Genomic DNA, 22222 nt, shown 5'->3' on the forward strand with positions numbered 1-22222 from the left:
CAACATAGATCATGATTTGGTGTGCTTGGCAGTACACCCAATTCAGAATAGGCTTAATGGAAATGCCCAGCATGCGGATCCGCTGCTTCAGCAGCCATATTCGGTGGTTCCTCAATCTCTGTAATAAGTGTTTCTGTCGTTAAGAGTAAACCTGCAATGCTCGATGCGTTCTGTAGCGCGGAACGGACAACCTTCGTCGGGTCAATGACACCTTCTTCAAACATATCGCCGTATTCGGATGTAGCGGCGTTGAAGCCGAAATTCCCGTCGCCTTCTTGTATTTTGGCAACGACCACTGAACCCTCTTCTCCAGCATTCTCGGCAATCGCACGCACCGGTGAAAGTAAGCTGCGGCGGATAATATTGAGTCCCGTCTCTTGGTCACCCTCTAATTCTAAACTACCGAGTGAGGCTGCCGCTCGGAGAAGTGCGATGCCACCGCCGGGGACAATCCCCTCTTCAATAGCAGCACGCGTCGCAGCGAGTGCATCTTCAAATCGAGCCTTCTTCTCTTTCATCTCCACTTCTGTAGCGGCACCGACGTTGACGACAGCAACACCGCCTGCGAGCTTCGCGAGTCGCTCTTCCAACTTTTCCCGATCATACTCGGAGGTTGTTTCCTCTATTTGATTACGGATCTGCGCGACTCTTCCCTCAACACTCTCTTTCGCGCCGCTGCCGCCGACGATTGTCGTGTTATCCTTGTCAACGACGACGCGTCGAGCAGTGCCAAGCATACCGATAACAACGTTCTCTAAGCGGATACCCGTCTCTTCGGCAATAACTTGACCCCCCGTCAGGGTTGCGATGTCTTCTAACATCTCTTTACGTCGGTCCCCGAAACCGGGGGATTTTACGGCGGCAACTTGAAGTATGCCGCGGAGTTTGTTGACGACCAAAGCCGAAAGTGCTTCGCCTTCTACATCTTCAGCGATAATGAACAGCGGGCGCCCAAGTTGCGCCGCCTTTTCCATAATCGGGGCAAGGTCTGTTACTGTGCTAATTTTTTCGGTGTTAATGAGAATAAAAGGGTTCTCAAATTCGACGACCTGCGCTTGTAAGTCCGTTACGAAATTCGATGATAAGAAACCGCGATCAAACTGCATCCCCTCAACGATGTCAACCATAGTTTCTGAGGTTTTACCTTCCTCAATCGTAATCGCACCGTCATTTCCAACTTTCTCAAGCGATTCAGCCACAATCGTACCAATGTTGCTATTGTTCGCAGGGTCATTCGCAGCGATTGAGGCGACTTGTAGAATCTCCTCATGTGTATCCACAGCACGGCTCTGTTCGGAGATCGCATTAACAACGGCATCCACAGCTTTGTCTATACCGAGCTTCAACTGCATCGGGTCGGCACCGGCTGTGACGTTTTTGAGACCTTCATGAAGAATTTCCTGACCTAACAGCGTAGCCGTCGTCGTTCCATCTCCAGCGACATCGTTTGTTTTGGTTGCGATGGATTCCAGCAGTTGGGCACCCATATTTTCGTATGGGTCCGGGAGTTCAATTTCTTTTGCGACGGTAACACCATCACACGTTACCAGCGGGGCACCGAAAGATTTTTGGATGACTACATTTCTTCCGCGTGGACCAAGGGTAACTTTCACGGCATCAGCGAGCGTATCTGCCCCGCGTTTGAGTGCTACCCTTGCTTCTTCGTCAAAGATGATTTGTTTTGCTGGCATTGAATTCCTCCTATATTAATTTGAGTGTTGTTATATTGAGACCTAAAAAGCGTTGCGACCATAAATCGCTTCCATAATTATAGCATACACGCTCGGTAAAGTCAATTTTTTATGATTGCTGAATGCTGTTCAGAATCCAAAACTTGACACCAGCGCGCGAATAAGATATAATACCCATAAAAATCCAGATACAAAATGGTTATTTGAAACATGTTAACCAATCGAATTAGGGAAAGCCCTCTACTTTTACGGGAAGGCAGGAAAACACTAATAGCTCTACATGGCGAAATTAAGAAAATTACTGACCAGTTGAAAAGAGGGAATATGAATCCCGGAATAGGAAACAAATCGATTGGTAACAGAATCATCGAATCACGAACCCGCGGTGGTGCGCGAGTCTATTGGAGAATTAGAGGCAGTCAATTTGAAATCTTAGGGATCTCTGGTAAAGATAACCAGCAGAAGGTCATTGATGAGGTCCTAAAACATTTTGGAGATAAATAAAAATGGATAAATCTTACATAACTTTACAACATAACGGTTATAGACTAACAATCTATAGCGGAATTGCCTCTCTGGATCCGGATAACGATAATGTCGATGTTCAGGTTACTTTTCCGAACGGTGACAACTTCTCTGCCACCTTTTTTACCCTCCAAAACATTAACACCTTGATGCAACACTATACAAAAACTGGCGAATGTGCTGCCGGTTCGTACTTCTGGGCATCTAACATGATCATCGTCCAAAAACTTACAGAACAGACGATCTGTGAAGCCATTGATGATTTGTTAGCAGGAGAGGAATTTACGTCTATTTTTTCAAAAAATTCGGAGCCCACAATTGTTTCTCCCAAAGATGGAGAGGCACTCTTCAAACGTTTTGATGAATCTTTACAGAACTCCTAATCTGAAATGCAAAGTTTGTGCGTAATATCCGGCGAGGTTAGAAACCTCGCCAGCAACGTCAAATGTTTAATATTACAAGGCTTCCCTACGCGACTTACAATCAACGGGAAGCCTTCAGACTGCCCCACGTAACTGCTAATTTCTGTGCGGGTTCAACTGCGAGTGTCGCTTCGCCTAAGGTAATCGCTGGGATTATAGGTACCGATCCTAATTCCAAAGAGACGATGTCTATCGTTTCAATCCAGTCATCGGGACGTGGGTTCTCCCATTTCGTGGTAATCAAGCCTGCGTGTCCACAGGGACCGCCTTCTTTCAAAATCCATCCCCAGACAGAGTTATCGTCTTCAAGATTGGCACCGTCGTGGCACCAGTCGTCGGAGTTAAAACCTGAAGTCAGCTCCAGTTCTTCCTTTTTCCCGGTCCGGTAGTGCATGACGAACTTGTAGCTTGGTACGCCGTTCTGCTCCCACCCCGTTGCGTGAAAAAAATAGACGAACTTCGCTTTGCCACCAACTTCAATGTCCTCGACTGCCTTGGGCCATTTCGCCGCATTCGTTCCGAAGACAACGATGGCCCCATCAATGATCTGAAATTCAACCTTTCCGTCTGGTCCCTCAAATTCATCGACTTCGCCAATGGGTAGGCGCGAGAGTGTACTGTCGCCTGGGTTCAGCGTCCACCATTGGTGTTCGACCAGTTTTGTGTTTGAATAGGGTTCAATATCAATATGCACCCATTCATCTAACGCATCGGCAATTCCTACTGCAAAAAGACTGACAGCAGAGAAAATAGCCATCAGCCTGAACAATTTAACCAATTTCATAAACGGTTTCCTCCTATGTCGATTTGTGGGGATAGTATAGCAGAATTATAAAGGATGTCTATAAATTTTGGTAGGTGAGTCAGAGACATTCAGTTTTCCATTTTTCGCTCTAATTTTTGCCCAGACCCAGTAGGTGCGGTTTCCTAACGGAATTATAGGTGTCAATTTAAGAAAAATAACCGTCGGTCCCCCAGGCCCGGTAGGTTCGGTTTCCTAACCGAACCGGCTCCTACGCGAAAACCTTGAGGACTTCAAAAATACTCTTCAGTCCCGTAGGGTTTATTTGCTGGGGTGTTTCTTCACAACGTTTATAGCAGGGTCATTTTATAACCCTTTAGCCCTGTAAGGGCGGCATGTTTATTACATCCGTTATAAAACGCTGCGAAAATCCCTAAAATGATACCTATAGCGCGGTTTTGCGGTGTACTCACCTGCCCCCCTGATAAGGGGGGATAAAGGGGGGTGTTTTTGCTGGGGTGTTTCTTGCGATCTGCATTCCTAACCGCACCGGATCATCAAAAGACGGCACGAAACCCAACAATTTCTTAAAATTGAATGGCTCTAGTAGGTTAGCATGGAGGTGTTCGTAGTGTGTGGGAATCAGCATCAATTACCGGTATGTTTTTTATAGGCGAATTCAAGGACAGGGAAAAGGGTTGACATATCTTCAGGAATATCGTAATAGATAAAATCTACTAATTTACCTTTCTGAACACCACATAACTTACATCCATCATGTTTAAGTTCCAATTGCTCTGCTTCTGCGTCGTCTATCCGGACAAAGAGTCTCGGTAACATAAATGCTTTAGGTTTTCTCTTAATTAATTCGCCATCCTTACCTACAACAACCTCTTCAACTGGTGGAAAGAGACCTTCAGGCAGAATTCCAAATATTCTTTTTATTTTTCCTATAACGCTCCTATCGGTTAGCCAAAAGCCACAAGCATCTTTGAAAATTTTGGAGGATTTAGCCCCCATCCCTCTTTATTTATCAAATTCTGTATATCGGCAACTCCTCCATAAAACAATTTGAGATTTTCTTCAGTGTATCTTTTTTTGAAGAAGTCTATAAGTTCTTCGGAAAGTGAATTTCTAACCATCTCCCTTGTCCACTCAACATCTGACTCAGGAAGAGTCGTAATTGGTCTTTCTTCCGAAAGGCTATCAATTGCGTCGTCAGTTGAATTAGAATTCGGAGCAATTGGACTAATTTCGGAAGTGCTCGTTTTCCCTTTTTCTTCCAATGCGATTTCAGCGTTCAACTCTGCCTCACCCGATATTACATTGGATTTTAGGAAATATTTCTCCAAATTAGTGACAGATCCTTCTCGATCTTCGTCAATATCAGTTTCACAAAAAATCCTGTCGCTCAAACTTGAGGCTTCCCATCGAGAAAGGTAAAACCGCCAGAGCTTGCCGTTTGTAATTATCGCAAGTGGTACGTTCCCGCTATAGGCGTAAAAACAGATTTGCTCTTCGTTTTTTCCGATTGGTTGATCCCAGCGTTTACACTCAATCAGCACTACAGGGTTTTGATTCCGTTTGGTATGTAAGGCATAATCGGCTCTTCTACTTTCAACCTTATATTCAGGTATAATTTCCATAGACGCTAAATTGGTATCGTCCCATCCTAACGTCCGCAGAATCGGTAAAACGACATATTGTTGGATAGTCGCCTCATTGGCTTCTGCTAAGTGTTGCTTGTGTTCAAGGATGTGTGCGATAGTATTTCTCAAATCGGTCATGCAAAATTTCCTGACTGCTCATAAAGCCGCTGCTATGCCAAAGCAGCCTTTTCCAAAACCTTTTGAAGGTAAACATCAAAATCTAAGTGAAGCTGTTCGGCATTCAAAGCAAGTTTGCAATGTGTCTCGGGACTTATGTGGATCATAAACTCACCAGAAAAAGGTTTATCCGGTATTTTACCTTGTTCCTTGCAGAATTCAATGTACCCCTCAATGGACGTTTGCATCTCTTTTCGCAGTTCGGCTACAGATGCACCATAGAACGTGATTACATCATTGGTGTTAATTACTGTTCCATGGAAAAGGTCAATTTCTGGGTCAAAATTGACAGCACCGATATAACCATTGTATTCAATCATAACATAATCCTAACAGAAGCAAGATTTTTATTCTTTCGACGACGGGACAGCGGGTTCGACGTATAATGTCTTCTCACGCGTGTAATGCACATACCCAGCGACGTTGCCCTTCCGTTTTACGACATACCGCGCCCACGTATAGTCAACTGGCACATTACTCGCATGATGCGCTTTGCTGTAGTAGGCGGCGAGTTGCGCGGCTTGTAATAACGTCGGCATCGGGATGTCCGGACGGTTTTCTGGGTTGCGGATGATGACGTGCGAACCGTGGATCTGTTTGGTATGGAGCCACATATCACTCGGTTTGGCAATCTGACGTAGGAGCAGATCGTTCGACTGGCTGTTCTTGCCGACATACATCTGGAAACCGTTGGTAGAGGTGTATCTTCGGAAGGGACCCTCGCCTGCTTCCTGCTTCTGCTTTCTGCTTTGCGGAACCTTGAGATAGCCGTTGGCGACGAATTCAGTCCGAAGTCGCTGGAGTGCTTCCAAAGTATCAGCGGATTCCAACTTAGATGTATACAGCTGGAGCGTCTCCTGATCCGCGTCCAAGTCTGCTATCAGCTGCTGGATGCGCGAACGTCCGCGCTTCGCCTTCGTGTATTTCTTAAAATAAGCCTGGGCGTTGTCGGAAGGGGTCTGCTCTGGATTAAGCGGTATCAACATCTTTTCGAGTTCAGGACTATAGTAGTTCTGGAGCTCCACCTGTTGCTGTCCGCGGGTGATCGTGTGTAGGTTGGCGAGGATTAATTCACCTTGAATGCGGTAATCTTCGGCTTTCTCTGCGCGTTCCAAATCGGTTTGTAGTGCCTTCGCCTTTCGACGGAGTATCCCCTTCTGTTTCTTCAACGCCTGCGTCAGCGTCCGGCGTTCCGAAGCGATGTTCTCCTTCAAGGTAATCGCGTCGTAGTAGGCGCAGAAGGCATCGCTCATCGTGTCGAATGTTTGAGAGGTGGCAGTCGGAAATTGCTGCAGCGGTAGTGCCGATACTGCGATTGGCGCGTTGCCATCCGTGAAGAGTTGTGGTGAAGCGTGCTTCGGATCGAAATAGGCGATAACCTGCTGATAGGCATCCCAGAGTTCTGTCTCAGCCGCGCGTGCGACGACCTCTTTCGCGAGTGCCGGACTGAAACCGTCAATCTTGTTAAAGAGCTGTCGCCAACTCACCTCTGCTTGTCCATCCATCAGTTCCGTAAACGCTGCCTTGTCTAACGTCAAAGGGTCCACTTTCCCCTGTTGCGGTGGTAAAGTGTAAGTCTCACCGGGCAAAATTTCTCGGTGTCGGCTCATTGTCTCATCAATACGTTTGAGGCTTTCCAGAATCCTGTCGTCGGTCGCATCTATGAGGATGATGTTGCTATGTTTGCCCATCATCTCTGCGATAACGGCTTTCGGGGAGGGTTGTATCGGTTCATCGGAGACGGGTTGGACGGTTATTTTAAGGATGCGATCCCAACCGAGTTGTTCAATCTCGGTAATCGTGCCGCCTCTGAGATGTGTTGTGAGGAAGTCTCCCAAATAGGACTGTCTTTGTCCGGGTGGCGGCTTGTCAATGAGATGGATACGGGCATGCACCGAGTGTGCTGATACCGTGAGCCAGTGCGTCTCGGCAGCATGACTCATCCTGAATGAAAAGGCGTGTGCATTCGCTTGTTCGATGTGCCGAATTGTGCTGCCTAAAAGGGTCTCGCGGAGTTCTTGCGTAACAATGCGGAGTGCTAAAGAATCAAAAGACATAGTAAAATCTAATGGTAACGCTTCAAGTCTTGTGTTATCCCGCGGAGTTGGGCTTGGATTTCTGCAGGGACACGTGGATTAAAGGGACCGCCGGTGCCTGCAGCAATATCGTCGAAACCGCTTAAGATCATCGCCTCAACGACGGCAGAATAGTTATAGACCCGCTCGTTCATGAAACGGATCTCCTCAAGCGGTGCGATGTCGGCTTCAATCTGTGCAGAGGTCTCGTAATCACCACGGCGTTGTGCGTTGTTAATTTCGTCTGAGGCACGCGCGAACGCGACGGCTATGCCGGAGGTGTGTCCTTTTGTGCCTAACTGTGCCGGTTGCGTACACCTGTCCCCGATCCCCCACATCACAATCCCACTATCACCGACACCTTCAACGAGTGGCTCAACATCTTCTTCTCCGGTGCCGATCTTCACACCAATGAAATGCGGGGAGTCGTTTAGGAGACGGATGACTGCTGCCAAGTCGCGCTTCTGACGGAAGTAGTAGAGAAACCGCGCGCCACAAGCAGTGCCGTATTTCTCTCCGAATTCCATGTATTGTTGGTAGACACCCTCTGGATTCGAGATCCCCGTCAGCGGCATAAGTAGATACGCATCTGGGGGTCTACTGAGCTCCGTTTGTGCTTCAATAAGTTGACCGGCTTGGCGGATGGGGTTGGGAACAATACCGGATATGAGGATACCGTCGTCGCCGATTTGCTGTCCGGTTTTGTCAATGAGGCGCAGCTGCTCGGTCTCACTGATGTGGTGAATCAGGCTTGTTCCGGCGATTGCAATGACGCGCTGCCGTCCCTCGTCCAAGTAATTGTTGCGCATCAAATAGTCGATATTTTTGGCATGTCCTGTCCAATCAATCTTGTCCGCTTTGAAAGGGACGATAGGAATCGCAGTAACCGAGTTAAGCGCATCCAGTAGTTGTGGTATCTCTAATGACATAGTTTCTCCTTCTAAAATCTTTTCCGCAGGACAAGCATGCCTGTCATTGCCCCTGTTGAACTGTCCGTCCGGACATCTATATCAAATGTGCGAGTTCGTGACTGGGAAATCGGATTTTGCAAGCGGGTATTGAAGCGTTTGGTTGTGATGCGCGCTTCCACTGCACTCACAACATGGTTTAAGATCGCAAATCCCAAGAAGTGTATCGCGCGTTTACCGGTATTGTTGGATTTTTGGCGTAAATCAAGAGCCCCCAACCGGTATTTTGAAATGATAGCCCTATCCTTAAGATCCTGAGAATTCTCATTTTTTAGATCGGGATCAAGATCCTTCCAATACCATTTGCCGGTGCGCTTTTGGGTTGCCTCCGAATCATATCTGTGGTTCCACGTTTCATAGTCCGTGGCATGTTCATAATCTTCATTATTCCAATCTTCAAAGGAGCCAGCACCGATAAAAACAACGTTTTCTCTGACAGCCTCATAGCAATCATCAAGTATGTTTGAACCGGAGTTTCGCAAGATAAAAAAAGCTGTGAGGAAACCGACCTCTGCCGCGGCATAGATATACCCGCGCTTGGCTCCTGTGTAGAGTTGCCCCATACCGGGAATAACAAGTGAATAGAGAAACGCTTCATTCGGGGATTTCCGAGGTTGAAGTGCTTGGCTTGTCGCCATGGGGACAGACGATTGGTTCGCGAGTGAGCGGGTACCGAGTTTAGAATCAAGCGCGAAAGCCGTGAACGGCTGCGCCTTGAAAACATCAGCAGCAAGGCAGACACCAGACGACAAACACAATAATAGTATAAGTATCAAAATTTGGGTATGAAATTTCACTTTTAGTGTCCCTCTTAAAAGATGATTATGCCAGTCATTTCGATAAGCCGCTGATTGTTTGGACCGAAACTGGGACCGTAACTCAGATCAAGGTTGAAGAGATATATCTTCACGCCGATACCACCCGTAAAATAATCTGTCAAATTCGGTAGGTTGATACCGGGTTCAATCTTATAGCCGACCCGGATCGCAAGAATATCGCCGAGCCAGTACTCCAAACCGAGATTCTTTTGAAGATGTCGCCACTCAAATGCCCGGATACCGACACCACGATCAGAGAGCAGTTGTTCCCGCGTCAGTTTTTCCTCTCTTTCGGCGTTAAGCCGTTCCAAATCAACCGCTAATTCGTGTTCATCTTCTGCCAATTTATCAATGTATGCGGTGATACCGCTGACAAAGCGGACGTGATTATACTTACCGCGATAAAGGCTCATAGACGTACCGAGACGTAGAAACCGAGGTAACGGGTCTGCTTGGTTTTCATCAATAAAAGAGATACCGGGTCCGATGTTCTGAATTGCGGCACCGACTGTTGTCGGTATGAGATCAAATGGTAAGAGGTATTGCATGCCGAAATCAACGGCATAAGAACTGCCGTTCTCACGTCCGAGTACCATCCGAATCATTTTGCCGTTAATGCCTGCCGATAAGGACTCCGTAATCCGATCTGCGTAGGAGAATGTCAAGGCGAAGTTGGTGCCAAGGCTCTCTTCGCGAAGGATTTCGGGAGAATCTGTCGTAACAGGGATAGTGCCCTGTCCTTGCATCTGAAGCGTTGCGCCGACAGTTCCGAAATCGCCGAGCGGCATCGCACCAGAGAGGAAAGTATAGTACAATCCTTCACCGGCTTCCCCGAAGGGTCCGCTGTAATCTGTATAGAACATTGAGGCTTGCGCCGCTTTTTTACCGGAGCGGAGTCTGCTTTCAGGCAAATCTGCAAGCCCGCTTGGATTCCAGAGGGATGCCGTCACATCGCCAGACATCGCAGAAAAAGCATCACCGAGGGCTCTTGCGCGCGCGCCACCGCCGAGGTTCAATATCTGCGCGCCGGTGCGCCCGGGTCCCGCAAGTACCGGAACCGGCAGCAAGACGGTCAGCAATAAAAGTAGTATCACGGTTTTTCGTATAGAAACGTACACTGAATTGTAGCTCCTCTTGTCAATCAAATTTTAATTCTAACCTTATTATATATTTGTTTGCCATATAGTATATAATAACGCATTTGACCTTAAAAACGCAAATCGGTTTAATTTGTTTACCAGAAGCACTTAGTTTTATACTATAGTTTGGACAATTTTTGAGAATTCTTATGGGATTTATAAGATAAAGACAACGCAATACCTAAAGCGTTTATCACACCGCATCCCTCCAATTCACTAAAATTGACACTTATGCTTCTTTTTTACCCGCACCTACCAATCTGGAGAATACAATTTGCGGCACAAAAAAAAAGGGACTGGTAAAACCAGTCCCTTTCGACGTTCTACTGAGCGTTAGACGCTATGCGGAGAGTGCCGCAACGGCATCAGCCTCGCTGTCGAAGTGTTCAAACTCAGTTATAATCCGAGTCATAACGAGTATGTTTCTTATATTTGTTCCGACATTGATAACCCCAATGCGACCATTCTTTCGCTTTGTCATGGCACGTGCGTCCAGAAGTGCGCCAAGCCCTGCACTATCAATCTTATTGACTTTCCCAAAATTGATGAGAATGCGGGGTGTGTCGTAATCCTCTATTTGGGGTGAGAGTGTTTCCCATAATCCTAATATTGAGGCTCCGACAATCTTTCCATTGGGTTCCAAAATCGAAATACCATTTTGCTGGCGAATTTGTGTAGTCATTTTTTTGCTCCCTATGTTTTTTAGATCACAATTTAGTTTGCTTAATTTTTTTCATCGTTTGAACGTTATTTAACCGTTCAATGTGAGTATTTGTTACTTTAGACTCCTTAAATCAAAAAAAGTTCAATATTTTTTAAAATTTATTGGTAAATTATCAAAATATGTAAATATTTATGGGTAGATGTGCCAATAGCGAAGTGTTCAAAATATCCTTGATAAGGAGGTTAAAGTCGTTAACTTGGCACTCGCGCTGCAAAATATGTTATAATTTTACCAACCCTGAAAATCTATAAATAAAATAGCACAAGTTAACCAAGAAGGACTCTCAAAAATGCGAACACCAAACGTTTCGGAAGCAAAAGAAAAAATTCAAGTCATAAAATACCTCGATGTCGGCGAGATGACGATCACAGGTTCGGGTAAGGTGAATGATAAGGCTTTTTACGCGGCGAAGGAAATTGTTTTGACAATCACTGCCAAACGCCCAGAGATCCTGAGTAAACTCTCAGGTTATGAATTTATCCTTATCGCGCCCGGTGAGAGCATCACAGCCTCGCTCGGATGGGAGGAGAGCAAGTCGCGTCTCAGGGGTCTCGCTTTAACACCGCAAGAGTCCCTGGGGTTCCCAGGTCGTTTCGCCGCTTATATTGAAAGGAAAAAGAAGCCGAGCATGGACACATTCGTTCACGAGTTCGGGCATGCAGTCCATTCTGTCGCTTCAAAGATGGACCCAGAATTCAATCCCTCATTAAATCGTGCTTACCATCAGGCGATGAAACTCGGATTATGGAGAGACAAGTATTTTTCTGTAGATAACTGGAAGTTAGAATCCTCGCCAGTAGGTGAGTATTGGGCAGAAGGTGTCCGTATGTGGTATTATGTCGGCAAAAATCAAGAATTTAAAACCAGAAATGCGTTCAAGAAATACGATCCAGGGATTACGGACTTGATTGGTCTCTGGCTGTCGGAAGAGAAAATCCCACACGGATACTAATGGTTCCAAGGTTCGGTAATCCTCAGGCCCGGTAGGTGCGGTTTTGCAGCGTGTCATAAGCGTCAATTTTAGAAAAAACAACCCTCTCGGCACCCTGACTCGGACAGGCGGTTTCCTAACGCTTTACACTTTTGCTTTCTGAACTCTGATTTCTCTGATGGTTATGATTTCCATGATAAGAGAACCCATCACAAGCAACTGAATACTGAAAATCCATGCATGGCGACTCAGCAATTCCGCAGGAACGCCCTCTCTGTAGCAACTTCAACACCACAATCAAAACCTTATTTTTCATCACTGACCCTTTCGCTTTCCCTGTAAGACGGATTTCCAAATCTCGAATTCTTTGACACAACCGATTCTAATGACAACTGAAAACGACAACATTTGATTGCCACCCACACCATAAATCTGCTATACTTGTCTGAAAAAGTCACACAATGCGCACTACGATACTTGAACCCCGCACAAAAATCCTGACGATGCTTATCGCTGGGTGTCTCGTCATTTTGCTGGACAGCCCGACGGCATTGCTCGCCTGTTTCCTCGGTAGCCTGACGCTCATTGCGCTGTCGGGACCGACGTGGCGGCAGATTGGGTTGCTTTGTGCGTTTCTCTTTTTCACAACGTGGGGACTCATTTACAGTCAAGCGATCTTCTATAACGAATTTCCGCGCACCGCGCTATTCACGCTCGTGCCACCGGAATTTCCACTCATAGGAAAGATGACAGGTGGGATTCGGGTCTATCGGGAAGGGCTATTCCACGGGATTATTCAATCGCTCCGTTTCAACACGACGCTCGCCATCGGGTGTTTTATCGTCTGGACGACGCAACCCCGGGACCTGCTCCTCGCCTTGTCGCAGTTACGCGTACCAGCAACGCTCGCCTTTATGGTGACGACGGCATTGCATTTTATTCCGGTTGTTGCGAATGAAGCGTCGGCTGTGTTTCGGTCGCAACGGTTAAGAGGGTTCCGCTATTTTCGGCTCAATCTACTCGCTACGTGCCGCGGTGTGATCAATAGTTTCCGTCCTATTTTGGCAGGGAACATTCGGCACGCGACGCATCTCGGTGAATCGGTTGAGAGTCGAGGGTTCTCACCGGAGACGGCAGGGCAGCGTACTTCGCTGCGGACGCTGAAGATGGGCGCGTGGGATTTTGGGCTTCTTGCGGTGTTGACTGCTTGTTTAATCAGTATTATTGGGTTGAAACTGCTCTATTTCTGTTATGCGAACGGGTTTTATTACGCATCATGGTTGCGGCATGTGTATACCTTTACGCGCGAAGTATTGTGATCGACTATTAGCCATCAGTTGTCAGCAAGAATAGCCATCAGCCATTAGCAATCAGCAAAGAAGTATTTGATTTAATCAGAAACTCTTTTACTGACGGCTGACAGTTTTTTCGGAGAAAAAAACGCCCTAACTGCTGACGGCTAATCCCTTGACAACTATTTTACCGTCCGACTTCCCATGCGAGATGTTGCAATTCGGGTCCGATCAATTTTTCCCATGCGAGTTGTACAGCCGCGGTTGATCCCGGTGTAGAAATAACCACTTTGCCACGATAGACACCCGCCGTTGCTCTTGATAGCATCGCCGCTGCACCGACCTGATCATAACTGAACATCCGAAAGAGCTCCCCAAATCCGGGCAACGTCTTTTCCAATTTGCGATTCAGAATGTCAAACGTCGTGTCGCGTGGGGCGATCCCTGTACCACCGTTGAACAGGATGACTTGTGCGTCGCTTTCTGCCATTTGATCTAATACTGCGGCGACTTGGTCGGGTTCGTCTTTTATGATTTGGTAGGCAGTGACGCTGTTCCCGTCTGCGGCGAGCTGTTCGCGTAGGAACGCAGCGTTTTTGTCTGTTTCCGGCGTGCGGGTGTCACTGACGGTAACGATCGCGACGGCGACAGGTCCTTCTTCGGTCGCCATTTCTCGGTGTTGTTGTGTACTTGTAGAAGTTGTTGACATTATTATTCCTTTCAGTTAATAGTTAACAGTTACCAGTTGTGAGTACGATTTTTCTGCGAAAAATCTTTCAGTTTCAGAAAAGTGGTATTTGCTCAGCAGAATTCTGATTTGAGATTGGAATAGGTTCCGTTGTTTTGACAAAGGCACGTTCAACAATTTCCTTTGCACCATTGGTGGGATCGAGGCTATGACCTCCCAACTCAATCAGCGCGGCGTTCCCTTCCGGAGCATTGTCAAGGCAATTGGGGTTGAGTACAAAAAGCGGTAAACCCATACTGAGAGCCGTTTTCGCAGCGTTGAAAGTCCCGCTCATTTTACCTTGCGCATCTCGTTCAGGTCCCGATTCAATGACAACAACTGCTTTAGAGAGTGCACACACAAGTTTGTTTCGTGCCATTGCGTTGCGTGCAATCCATTTGGTATCTGGATCAAACTGTGAAACCGCGAGGACATCTCGGTCCCAATTGAATTTTTTAAATGCGTTTTTCTGACGCAGTTGGTTGATGCCATTCGGAAGGACAAGAGTCGTTGTTCCCTCTGCCTCTAATGCACCTAAGTGTGCTTCTGAGTCAACACCTTTGGCATATCCAGAGACAACGTTTATGCTTTCGCTTGCAAGATCATTGGCAAGTTTTCTTGCAATACGAATTCCTTTACCCGACACGTTCCGTGCACCCACGATTGCGACGCTATCCGATATGAGACGTTTTTGCTGCCCTTTAACAAATAGGATCGGGGCAATTTCAAGGAGATGTGGCGGAAAATCTGGGTGACCGGGATAAATAATATCAATTCCCTGCTTTTTAAGTTGCTCGTAAGCCGTAGTCACCTTTTCTCTCTCTTCTGCCCGGATTTTTCCATTAAGAATTTTCGCTAATTTGGGAAACTTTGCCGAGAGATCGCTTTGACTGCGCGGCAGCATTTCTGGGTTTAGGTTTTCTGCCTCTAATGTTTTAGCAACAGATACCAGAAGTTTGGGCCCTATGCCTCGTGTCTTAAAGAGCCGAAACCAGAAATAATCTCTATTAATGTTCATCTTCCTGTCCTTATTTGGTCAGTTTTAGTAACGCTGCAATTCATATCTTTAATTGCCGCCTGTCCGTGTTCGGGTAAGTGTTAGAACAAGCACATGTTGAACACCGCCCTGTTCGTAGAGAACTTTGGATACCTCTGTCAAAGTTGTTCCTGAGTCATAGAGGTCATCAACTAACAAAACGCATTGATCCTTTAAATCCTGGGATCGGACAACAAACGCTCCGCGGAGTTGTTCGCTCTTACTTTTCACATCTGGCAAATTCTTAAGAGGAACCGTCCGTTTTACTTTCGTCAGATAATCTGTACGTACCGGCACACTTAGGAGTTTCCCTATGTCTTGTGCGACTTCAGTAACAGGCTGAAAATCCCGATTTTGATCTGAGGGTGGAATCGGAAGAATCGCCTTTAGATATGGCAGGATCGGATGTCCATCAACAGCAAATTTCTCTTTACTAAAATTGGCAGCAACCTCTGCTATCGGTTGAATTTTCGTCCTATCATGACGATATTTCAACAGGAAAACCAATTCGCCAAATTCAGTTCGCTCCGTATCATACCCTCCACTCGGTAACGGACGACTTGATAATGTATGAGTATCCAAAGCCCAACCTGCCCGCCAATTGCCGTAAATTTCTTGTGGATTAATATTCATTTCCATGTGAATATAAGAAGCAAAATTCCATAAAAGAACGGTGCCGTCGTCGCCTCCGGTTGCGATTATGTGGCCATCAGGACTATACGCAAAACTAATTAAACTTCCGAAATGTCCGTGGGTAAGGGTAGTTTACATTCTCCAGCGACTGATAACTGAGTACCGACAACTGATAACTGAAAGATTTTTCATGCCTCGCAGTGAGAGAAAATCGTACTGACAACTAATTTATTGGTTCGGATAGGTTTTGCTTAGATGCTTCGGCATCGTAAAAAAGATGCCACCTGTCTGTTCCACGAGGGTTTTCTGAAAATCTGCCGCTCGCGGATGACCGATCACATAGGCGCGGACCCCTAACGATTGACATACGTCAAGCGCACGTTCCGGTGGATACTTGCCGGTTGTCGGTTCGTCTGTCAGGATGAGCAGGATCCGGCTGGCGTACGGACTGAATTTCACCTTTGGCAGGCCTTCCACAACTGCGTCAATAAGGTGCTCGTCGCCACCGAACGGGTCTTCCATATAACTCTTTAACATCGACTCGTTGAGCGGCATCTGTGTAACGACCGCGCCGTTGATGACCTTAATCGCATCCTTGGCTTCCGCGAAACGGATAAGCCCAATCCGATACTTGATAGGGAGGATGTCTAACCTACCGATAAGCGTGCTGAGTCCGAGCATAATCGCTTCAGATTTCCCGCCCATACTCCGACTGTAATCGAGCATGACAACAATATCCACAAAAGTCCCGAACCCCTTTTCAGGCGAGGCACCGGGGGTTCCACCGGCGTAGATGTTTAATTTATTTTTTTCACTTCGGACGGTGTACATCCGTCTGCTACTCCGGTCATTTATAAGCCATCTATTTCCACGCTGTTGTGTCATCGCGTTGAAGTTTTCGGCGAGCCCCCAACTTTCGGGAAAAATACCCGCATAAACGTTGAGTCTGTCGCCTGCTTTCCGGATTGTGTAGGTGTGTCCACTTGAGTAGTCCGTAATCACCCACAAATCGCCTTTTTCCTTCTCCCAGACCTTGGCATTATTAAAGAGGCTACCGCCCATGGATAAAGAGATTCCATTTTCTTCAAACATACGTTCCAATTTCTTGGCGGGTATATCACCATCTTCGAGATGCACCTCAAATTTCGATTCCATGCTGAACAGCAATTGGCCCCCGCTGCGACGAATATCTTTAACGATGTCCCGGAAGACCTTGATAAATGCGCTATTGCCAGCGTGCGTGCTGGGGAGTGCAGTTGCACTGCCGATGTCTCCCGGAATCCGCTGCCAGAGTCCGCCTGTCTCTTCGGCGAGTCGTGGCTGAAAGGGTTCTGTATGTCCGAGGACGTTGACCCGGATCTCTTGAAGTTGATATTCTTTAATAGCCTTCTCCCGCATCATTTTATAGGAATCCTCTTTCTTAAAAGCCGTCGATGCGGGTTCGTCGGTTACGAGGACGATAAATTTATCGGCATCGGCATGAAAATCGATCCGGTGTAGTGTGTCTACTAAAGCATCAAGTGCGTGTTCATTGCCGCTGAGTAAGACTTTCTGCATCCGTCTCCGTAGCATCGCAACATCGGGTAACAGGGTGCGGACTTCGAGTCTTTGTCCTTCATGTCGTACACTGAATTCAGACATCCCGAGGTGGTATTCGATATTAACGAGATCAAACGCGTCGGTTAAGGCATACAGATTCGCTGCGACTTGTTGGATGTTGTCGCGCATACTCGCGCTGGTGTCGAGTACAAAGACAACGTTCACCTTGTCGAGTTCTCGTGTCGCGATGATATGGTTAGCGATGTTTTTAAGTGCTTCAGCAAATGGGTTGGTGCTATCTCCGTTGCCGGTGCCTTCGCCTTCACCGTCGCCATCGCCGTCCCCGATCATCCCAACGTCGGAAGTCCCTGTCGATTCGAGTTTGTGAAAACCGTAAGCCCCATCGCCTTTAACGCGTTGCCGTGGGCTATTAACACCTTCACCTGCGGTCGTTTGAAAAGGACTTGCTACGGATTTATGAATCGGAGCGGCGCGGCTATTGAATGGACGTGCTTCTGTCATCACATCCGGCAGTGCTGTCTCTGTCTCCGAGACAGATTTCGTCGCGCTATGCAGCAGTTCTGCTTCTGATTGTCGCACAGTCTCATTGATTAAATTGGCGGAGGCAGCCAAGTCTAAATGGCGTTGGCTCGACTCAGTAGATGGATCCGTCTGCTGTGGGACCCGTAGTTTCTTCGGTGGCGGCGGTTTAAGTCTGCGCCGTTGTTTCGGTGCCTCTTTTGGGTTTATCAAATCTGCAGCGATCACGTCTTGAATATTGGTCGGTCTCTGGACATAGAAAGAGAACATAAAGACAATAGCAAGGCAAAGGTGAACAACACCTGCAAAAAGTAGTGCGCGTATAGAGCGATTTCGCCTTTGGGAACGGTTCATAATGTTTCCTCCGCTGTATCTAATTTAACTGGTAGCAGACCAACCTATATATTAATATTGTATGTAAGTCAACGAGCAATTTTTGTGCCAATCTGAGCAATACCGTACTGGCGGGTTTACTGCGCGCCCTGCACCAAATAGGGCATTTTTTACACTCGCTTGCACGAAATCGGGCATATTTGATAATCCAAGTCGGCGATTATAACTTTTTAGGTAGCAACTTATAGTAAATCCCATAATTATTTGCACACACGGTAACTCGTAGGGGCTGGGTTACCCAGCCCTACGAAGATGCGAAGTGTAAACACATTTTCCGATTTTACTATAATGTTTATTTCCTTGAAAATCAAATCTTATTTAAAAAGTTTGGTCTAATTCACAAGAGCGGTTTTTCCTCCCAAGTCTAAAGACTTGGGCTTCCAAACCGTAAATTTAGGTGATAAGCATTGAACACAAGTCAGGTGGGACATAACACGCTGCTGACGTAACGGAACGCGTTTAGCACATAATCTACGGCAGACGTGATAGATTGTGTCAGTTCCGTTGAATCCTTAAACGCAAACTTACGTTATTATAGCACAAAAAACGGAGTTGTTCAAATTAAACTTGACAAATTCTGTGCTTTATGATACACTTTTATGAATTCCATAGGACTTTGCACTTTTTTCTTGCAATTTATATTTGAAAAGTGCTATAATTTACTAAATGTGTTCTTTAATGCCTCGCGGTGCCGTATACAACACTGCGAAAAGTTAAAGAATCACATCGCTGACAAAAACCGACATCGGTTCGGTTTACCGATGTAACGTCAGCATTCACATGCGTGATTGCATGCAGTACTGCTATCACCGAAAGTTAAATCAGGCAAGGTGACGCTTTGGGAAGCGCGCTTTTCGCTCAAAGTTCAGAACCTTGTGTACATTTTTGAAGAAGGAGAATTCATAGCTATGAAAAAAGTCGCAATCTTTATTGCACTTGCCTGCGTTGTGATGCTTGCGCCAATGGCACTCGCACAAAATTGGCAACCGGCAGGTGATAACTGGATTGAAAAATGGTGGGGCCTCGACCTGGTAACGGAGACCGGTGGTTTCAGCACATCAGCGGAACTTGACTATCTTTCATTAGGTAGCGAGGGTGCTATTTCAAATGCCTCCGTTTCCACACGCGATGGTGTCGGAAAAACGGCAAATATCATCATCAAATCGGACTCGAACGGTGCCTTACTCGGTTGGTCAATTGTTGACATTGATATCGAAGACCAGTACAATATCTCATCCAGCCACGGTGTGGATGGAGCCGTCATCAGAGATGTAACGTGGCACGGCATTATTGCGATCATCTCGCCGGATGACCGGACAACAACGATGCATCCTGCACACGATGATCACGCCCAAATCTGGCTTAACGGCGAAAAGATTTATGATAATCCTACGTGGACAGGTGGTGCTCAGGTCGTTACAACACCGACTGAGATTCAACTCAGGAAGGGTGAAAATTTCTTACACTACAAGTGTGGTGAATCGGGTGGCGCGGATTACGTCAACCTCCGCTTTGAACCGACTGACACCGACCTCCTCATTGCACCCACAACGGATAACCTCTTTTTGAATGTCCTGACACCTGTTGAACCGAAAGGCAAACTGGCGACGCAGTGGGCAGATATCAAACGGCAGTAGTTCTTATTGCTAATGAAAAACCCGTATCCCAAACCGGATACGGGTTTTTTGTTGTCTATTATTTCTCTTACTTTCAACACCGTTCACTCCAACCTACAGGTTAAATTGACTCATGGCGTTTGAAATCCTTCACTGTTGCGACTCCATAATCGTTAAAATCTGATTGATAGCCACATTTTCCAACGCCTGTGTTGTACCACCTTGCCAGACAATCGTAATCTTCTCAATATGTTGGTTCTCTGCCAAACCGAACAGCAATCGCGTATCGCTGCCTGATGCGTAACTCGAACCGCTTTTTACCTCTCTTATTTGTGTCAGGTCCCCTGTGGAAATCGTAACCTTCGCGCCAATACCATCTCGATTGCTTCGGCTACCGATCAACTTAATACCGAGCCAATTTTTTTGGTTTCCACCGTCGTTGCGAAGCAAAACGGCGCGCTGGTTGGAATTCATGATGACGACATCGGTGTCCCCATCATTGTCATAGTCAGCCGTAGCGGCAGCTCTACCGACGAGCGTCTCCATGAAATAAGTCCCAGCGGTCTCTGATACGTCCGTGTAAGTGCCATCGCCGTTGCTTTGAAACATCTGATCGCGTTGGGCGTAGGTTTCGTGGTCCATCAAGATTTCGATGACATCTTGTGGATGTCCGTTTGCACAGAACAGATCAAGATGTCCATCGTTATCGTAATCCAAGAAGAGTGGACTAAAACCGACGTAGGGGAGTGTTGGTTGCTGTAACCCACTGTTCACGGTTGCGTCAAGAAAGAAAAGTCCTCCCTCGTTCTTATAAAGGGTCGCTTTCTCGGAATTTGCGACGATGAAGTCAAGCCACCCATCCCCGTTATAATCGCCACAATCCACCCCCATAGAACCTTCCGCGACACCGTTTTCGTCATAACCGATGCCGATAAACAGGCTTTCATCGGTGAAAGTGCCATCACTGTTGTTATGATAGAGAAAATTACGATTCGTATCGTTGGTGACGTAAATATCAGGAAACCCGTCATTATCGTAGTCACAGGCAACAGCAGCCATCCCTCTACCCTCAGCAGGATTTGTCACGCCCGCGGTTTCTGCGATGTTAGTGAAAGTGCCGTCGCCGTTGTTTCGGTAAAGCACATCAGGTGTTCCCTCGTAGCTGCGCGGATGCCCGTAACCGATAATACCTTTAAAGGTTGTAACTGGCATCGACAATTCGTAGACGAGATAATTGACGACGAAAATATCCAAATCGCCATCACCATCGAAATCGAGATAGATGACAGCGATCCCCCAAAGTGTGTTATCAATCCCTGCGGATTCGGTGATGTCAGTGAAGGTGCCGTCGCCGTTGTTTTGGTAAAGCACGTCCTGTCCAAAGTTGGCGACATAAAGGTCGGCATCACCGTCGTTATCAATATCTCCAGCGGCAGCTGCCATCCCGTACCCTGTGTCCCCTGTTCCAGACGGCTCAGTAACATCTGTAAAAAGTCCATTGCCTTCGTTGCGATAGAGCACATTTCCGAGTTGTGCCTGCTGCGTGTCCTGTCCAGTTTGTGGCATGCTACCACTGTTGACAAAATAAAGATCAGCATCGCCATCGGCATCGTAATCAAAAAAGACGACACCGGAACCCATTGTCTCGATGATGTGCTTATGTTCGGTTTTACCGTTGCTATGTTTGAAGTGGATACCCGCCTCTTCAGTAACATCTACAAAGACAGGCAGTTGCGCAGCAGCACGACCTATAAATGTGAGAGAGAGAAGTAAGAGGAATCGTGGAATCAGGTTGGAAGGCATCGTGTAGGGCTATTTTGATGTTTTTTCGGCGGTTTTTGCTAATCGGAAGCCGACAAAGGAGGTTTTGAGATTTGGGTAGAGGTAAAACCGAAATGTCGTGCTGCATCGGGCGATTTTATCGATCCAAGAACCGCCGCGGATGACACGCCAACTACCGACAGTCGGGCCCGTCGGATTCTTCTTCGGACGTTTCGCTGCAGCGCGTGAACTGTACCCGTAATAGACATCGCTGTACCAATCCGCTGTCCATTCCCAAACATTACCTGCCATATCCATGATGCCATAGTAACTTTTACCCTTCGGAAAACTCCCGACGGGCGCGAGGCGATTCTCGTAGCCGTCATCGTTGGCGGCGGTATTGGCGTGCGGTTCGATTGCATTGCCCCAGGGCCATATTCTATCGGTGTAGCCGCGTGCTGCTTTCTCCCATTCCGCTTCGGTTGGCAGCCGCATCCTTTTCCACACTGCATAAGCCTTTGCATCGTGCCATGAAATCCCAACGACTGGATGGTTCGGGAACTCCTTTGCGCGGGCGGGCCAGGCACCAATTTGTGGGAGATGTGAGAAACTTTCCGGCGTGTGTTTTGACCCATCCTGTCGGGCATCCGCTTGAAGTTTCCAAAATTCGTAGTACTCGGCGTTGGTTACTTCATATTTGCTGATGTAATAAGCGTCAAGATAGACTTTATGCTTCGGTTTTTCATCAGCGGCGCGGTTGTCGCTCCCCATTGTGAAGGTACCGGCAGGAATTAGGATCATATTCTCCGCTTTTTGTGCGAATA

Annotated in this window: 21 protein-coding genes; 5 read left to right on the forward strand and 16 right to left on the reverse strand. The window is 47.0% G+C overall.

The window, feature by feature from the left end; all coding sequences use genetic code 11:
* Positions 1 to 53: 53 nt before the first annotated feature.
* Positions 54 to 1691, reverse strand: coding sequence for a chaperonin GroEL (gene groL, locus OXH00_21065; protein ID MCY3743513.1), 1638 nt, complete (start codon positions 1689 to 1691; stop codon positions 54 to 56).
* A gap of 324 nt (positions 1692 to 2015) precedes the next feature.
* Here groL and OXH00_21070 point away from each other — a divergent pair, with 324 nt between their 5' ends.
* Together OXH00_21070 and OXH00_21075 are read left to right on the forward strand one after the other, a co-directional pair.
* The gene (locus OXH00_21070; protein MCY3743514.1) at positions 2016 to 2195 is read left to right on the forward strand and encodes a hypothetical protein; all 180 of its coding nucleotides are present in this window, start codon (positions 2016 to 2018) and stop codon (positions 2193 to 2195) included.
* 2 nt (positions 2196 to 2197) lie between these two features.
* Positions 2198 to 2599 carry a hypothetical protein gene (locus OXH00_21075; GenBank protein MCY3743515.1) on the forward strand — a complete coding sequence of 134 codons (402 nt, stop codon included), beginning with the start codon at positions 2198 to 2200 and terminating at the stop codon, positions 2597 to 2599.
* A 100-nt stretch (positions 2600 to 2699) separates the two neighbouring features.
* Here OXH00_21075 and OXH00_21080 read toward each other — a convergent pair whose 3' ends face one another.
* The 9 genes from OXH00_21080 to OXH00_21120 all read right to left on the reverse strand — a co-directional run bounded on the left by OXH00_21080 (position 2700) and on the right by OXH00_21120 (position 10888).
* Positions 2700 to 3422, reverse strand: a complete 723-nt coding sequence (locus OXH00_21080) for a hypothetical protein (protein MCY3743516.1) — start codon at positions 3420 to 3422, stop codon at positions 2700 to 2702.
* 606 nt (positions 3423 to 4028) lie between these two features.
* Positions 4029 to 4220, reverse strand: a complete 192-nt coding sequence (locus OXH00_21085) for a hypothetical protein (GenBank protein ID MCY3743517.1) — start codon at positions 4218 to 4220, stop codon at positions 4029 to 4031.
* Between the two features lie 128 nt (positions 4221 to 4348).
* A complete protein-coding gene (locus tag OXH00_21090) occupies positions 4349 to 5167 on the reverse strand; it encodes a type I restriction enzyme HsdR N-terminal domain-containing protein (GenBank protein ID MCY3743518.1) in 819 nt (272 codons plus the stop codon).
* Between the two features lie 32 nt (positions 5168 to 5199).
* A complete protein-coding gene (locus OXH00_21095; GenBank protein ID MCY3743519.1) occupies positions 5200 to 5526 on the reverse strand; it encodes a type II toxin-antitoxin system HicB family antitoxin in 327 nt (108 codons plus the stop codon).
* A gap of 27 nt (positions 5527 to 5553) precedes the next feature.
* Positions 5554 to 7263 carry an NFACT RNA binding domain-containing protein gene (locus OXH00_21100; GenBank protein ID MCY3743520.1) on the reverse strand — a complete coding sequence of 570 codons (1710 nt, stop codon included), beginning with the start codon at positions 7261 to 7263 and terminating at the stop codon, positions 5554 to 5556.
* Between the two features lie 8 nt (positions 7264 to 7271).
* Positions 7272 to 8210: a dihydrodipicolinate synthase family protein gene (locus OXH00_21105; protein ID MCY3743521.1), complete on the reverse strand. Its 939-nt coding sequence runs from the start codon at positions 8208 to 8210 to the stop codon at positions 7272 to 7274.
* A gap of 11 nt (positions 8211 to 8221) precedes the next feature.
* Complete coding sequence (locus tag OXH00_21110; GenBank protein ID MCY3743522.1) at positions 8222 to 9046, reverse strand: DUF5683 domain-containing protein; 825 nt, start codon at positions 9044 to 9046, stop codon at positions 8222 to 8224.
* 14 nt (positions 9047 to 9060) lie between these two features.
* Positions 9061 to 10185: a PorV/PorQ family protein gene (locus tag OXH00_21115; protein MCY3743523.1), complete on the reverse strand. Its 1125-nt coding sequence runs from the start codon at positions 10183 to 10185 to the stop codon at positions 9061 to 9063.
* A 361-nt stretch (positions 10186 to 10546) separates the two neighbouring features.
* A complete protein-coding gene (locus tag OXH00_21120) occupies positions 10547 to 10888 on the reverse strand; it encodes an STAS domain-containing protein (protein ID MCY3743524.1) in 342 nt (113 codons plus the stop codon).
* 331 nt (positions 10889 to 11219) lie between these two features.
* Here OXH00_21120 and OXH00_21125 point away from each other — a divergent pair, with 331 nt between their 5' ends.
* Positions 11220 to 11882 (forward strand): hypothetical protein, encoded by a 663-nt coding sequence (locus OXH00_21125; protein ID MCY3743525.1) that lies wholly within the window; start codon positions 11220 to 11222, stop codon positions 11880 to 11882.
* A 440-nt stretch (positions 11883 to 12322) separates the two neighbouring features.
* Entirely contained in the window at positions 12323 to 13180 is an 858-nt protein-coding gene (locus tag OXH00_21130) for an energy-coupling factor transporter transmembrane component T (GenBank protein ID MCY3743526.1), read from the forward strand.
* Positions 13181 to 13340: 160 nt separating this feature from the next.
* Here the strand turns inward: OXH00_21130 and OXH00_21135 are convergent, their stop codons facing one another.
* From OXH00_21135 to OXH00_21150, 4 genes are all read right to left on the reverse strand, one after another.
* The gene (locus OXH00_21135; GenBank protein ID MCY3743527.1) at positions 13341 to 13862 is read right to left on the reverse strand and encodes a molybdenum cofactor biosynthesis protein MoaB; all 522 of its coding nucleotides are present in this window, start codon (positions 13860 to 13862) and stop codon (positions 13341 to 13343) included.
* A 73-nt stretch (positions 13863 to 13935) separates the two neighbouring features.
* Positions 13936 to 14898, reverse strand: coding sequence for a DNA-processing protein DprA (locus OXH00_21140; protein MCY3743528.1), 963 nt, complete (start codon positions 14896 to 14898; stop codon positions 13936 to 13938).
* A gap of 48 nt (positions 14899 to 14946) precedes the next feature.
* On the reverse strand, positions 14947 to 15555 hold the full coding sequence (locus OXH00_21145) for a phosphoribosyltransferase family protein (protein MCY3743529.1): 609 nt from the start codon (positions 15553 to 15555) through the stop codon (positions 14947 to 14949).
* 222 nt (positions 15556 to 15777) lie between these two features.
* Positions 15778 to 17982 carry a VWA domain-containing protein gene (locus tag OXH00_21150; protein ID MCY3743530.1) on the reverse strand — a complete coding sequence of 735 codons (2205 nt, stop codon included), beginning with the start codon at positions 17980 to 17982 and terminating at the stop codon, positions 15778 to 15780.
* Between the two features lie 947 nt (positions 17983 to 18929).
* Here OXH00_21150 and OXH00_21155 point away from each other — a divergent pair.
* Positions 18930 to 19658: a hypothetical protein gene (locus tag OXH00_21155; protein MCY3743531.1), complete on the forward strand. Its 729-nt coding sequence runs from the start codon at positions 18930 to 18932 to the stop codon at positions 19656 to 19658.
* A gap of 129 nt (positions 19659 to 19787) precedes the next feature.
* Here OXH00_21155 and OXH00_21160 read toward each other — a convergent pair whose 3' ends face one another.
* Positions 19788 to 21440 carry a CRTAC1 family protein gene (locus OXH00_21160; protein ID MCY3743532.1) on the reverse strand — a complete coding sequence of 551 codons (1653 nt, stop codon included), beginning with the start codon at positions 21438 to 21440 and terminating at the stop codon, positions 19788 to 19790.
* A gap of 9 nt (positions 21441 to 21449) precedes the next feature.
* Positions 21450 to 22199 (reverse strand): formylglycine-generating enzyme family protein, encoded by a 750-nt coding sequence (locus OXH00_21165; GenBank protein ID MCY3743533.1) that lies wholly within the window; start codon positions 22197 to 22199, stop codon positions 21450 to 21452.
* Positions 22200 to 22222: the final 23 nt, after the last annotated feature.

The organism is Candidatus Poribacteria bacterium (assembly GCA_026706025.1).
GTDB lineage: Bacteria > Poribacteria > WGA-4E > WGA-4E > WGA-3G > WGA-3G.